This is a genomic window from Maribacter aquimarinus, from assembly GCF_047345505.1.
GTDB lineage: Bacteria > Bacteroidota > Bacteroidia > Flavobacteriales > Flavobacteriaceae > Maribacter.
The window spans coordinates 1-1,665 of the sequence record NZ_JBLFEO010000065.1; the positions used below are offsets into that span (position 1 = coordinate 1).

3 protein-coding genes and 1 pseudogene are annotated in these 1,665 nt (G+C 37.1%); 3 read left to right on the forward strand and 1 reads right to left on the reverse strand.

Annotated features, from left to right (window positions below; all coding sequences use genetic code 11):
* The 3 genes from ACKWCC_RS19190 to ACKWCC_RS19200 form a co-directional block, all read left to right on the forward strand.
* A partial coding sequence (locus ACKWCC_RS19190; RefSeq protein ID WP_413997586.1) for a hypothetical protein occupies positions 1–227 on the forward strand: 227 nt, incomplete at its 5' end.
* Positions 228–575: 348 nt separating this feature from the next.
* On the forward strand, positions 576–821 hold the full coding sequence (locus ACKWCC_RS19195) for a DUF6364 family protein (protein ID WP_413997587.1): 246 nt from the start codon (positions 576–578) through the stop codon (positions 819–821).
* Positions 818–1,231, forward strand: coding sequence for a type II toxin-antitoxin system VapC family toxin (locus ACKWCC_RS19200; RefSeq protein WP_413997588.1), 414 nt, complete (start codon positions 818–820; stop codon positions 1,229–1,231). Before ACKWCC_RS19195 ends, ACKWCC_RS19200 begins: the two co-directional genes overlap by 4 nt.
* 317 nt (positions 1,232–1,548) lie before the next feature.
* Here ACKWCC_RS19200 and ACKWCC_RS19205 read toward each other — a convergent pair.
* A pseudogene (locus ACKWCC_RS19205) lies at positions 1,549–1,665 on the reverse strand (IS5 family transposase); the annotation flags it as partial.

The following is a 1,665-nucleotide window of genomic DNA, read 5'->3' on the forward strand; positions in this document are numbered from 1 at the left end:
CCATGTACATGATCTATCGAAAAATACGGTCGATGCATATCGACCTGTTGCTCGATGCAGGGTACAACTACCTGAACAAAAACGTGCCCCGGGAACTCGTCAACTTCATCTATTACAAGATAACCAAGGTGGTATCGATACTGCTGATGCCGGTAAGGATCAGATGGAAAATAGAAATTGCGGTGCCCGATCCGTTCCCCGGGCAACTGAATTTAAAGCTCAACTAAAAAACGGGGGATGGCTAAGTTAAGATTAAACAGTTCTTAAAGGTAGTGAACGGTGAAGACTTGAAGCTACCTTTAGGTTTAGTTCAACAACGGCTATAACAAATAGGGCGATAAGTGCTTAATTCAAAGGTATGGGTATAATTGCGAGGTCGCCAAATCTTTTGATTTGGCTTTTTGAAAAATAAGATAAAACAAAATGCAAAAGATTTGGCTTATTGCAAGACCGAAAGTAAGTTCTTGTCAATTGCCCTACTTGCCATAGCCCAACCGTTATCCACAAGCAAATAGATTCGTGATAAAGTCAAATTTACGTAATAATTTATTAAATTTGTACGTAAAATAAATGTTATGGACAAAAAATTGACATTGAGTTTAGACAAATCAATTATCGAAAGTGCAAAGAATTATGCCAAATCGAATAACATTAGCTTGTCGAAACTTATCGAATCTTATTTGACAACGCTCACCAAACGGAAAAGAAGTTCAACGGAAATCACACCTCTCGTTGAAAGTTTAAGTGGAGTAATTAATCTTGATGAGGATTTTGACGTAAAAGATGCTTATACTGATTACCTTATTGAGAAATACAAATGAGCAGATTATTAATTGACACAAATATCATAATAGATTTACTTTCAAGAAGAGATAAATACTATGATGAAGCTGCCGATTTATTTTCTCGTGCGGACAAGAAAGAATTAGAACTGACTATTTCATCTTTAACATTTGCAAACACAAATTATATTCTTTCCAAACGCAAATCAGCTAAAGAAGCGAGGAAAATATTGAGAAAATTTAAAGTACTCGTTGAGTTATTAAGTTTAGATGACAAGATTACAGAATTAGCTTTGAGCGATGATAGTTTTCCAGATTTTGAGGATGGACTGCAATACTATTCAGCTATTGAAAATCAAATAGATGTAATTATAACGCGGAATAAAAAAGACTTTAAAAATTCAAAAATCCCTGTTTTGACTGCGAAAGAATTTTTAGCTAGAAAATAATGCCAGTGGCTAACAATGGTAATCGTTGCACAAGCCCTTGATCGGTGAAAAAATAAAACGATCTAAGCCCCTCCATGGGGCTTTTTTGTTGCCCCCTAAGGGTCGGAAGTTCAATTTTCGGGTGCCCGACAGGGACGAAAACAGGTTTTGGAGGACGTTTTTCATAAAAACCCTTAAAGCAAGCTGGCTTGCCCCGCTTTTCGAGCGTTTTCGTTCAAACTCAAGATACTTCTTCAGATCATGGGCGATGGCCCTGAAACCACTGGGCTGAAAAAGGGCCACTGCACATACACTTAACGTTACCCTTTATTATGAACTCATTTAAACTTTTTCAATTTTATTTTTTTCAGTGCCAACACGATGAAAGATAGGTAGTTGAACCCTTTCCAGCTTGCAATTGTGGTGTCGAACCTGTTGAGCAGTGACCTGAAGCT

What these genes read in the sequence shown, in the direction of transcription:
- ACKWCC_RS19195 (WP_413997587.1), top strand. Translation starts at nt 576, where the DNA reads ATGGACAAAAAATTGACATTGAGTTTAGACAAATCAATTATCGAAAGT.
- ACKWCC_RS19200 (WP_413997588.1), top strand. Translation starts at nt 818, where the DNA reads ATGAGCAGATTATTAATTGACACAAATATCATAATAGATTTACTTTCA.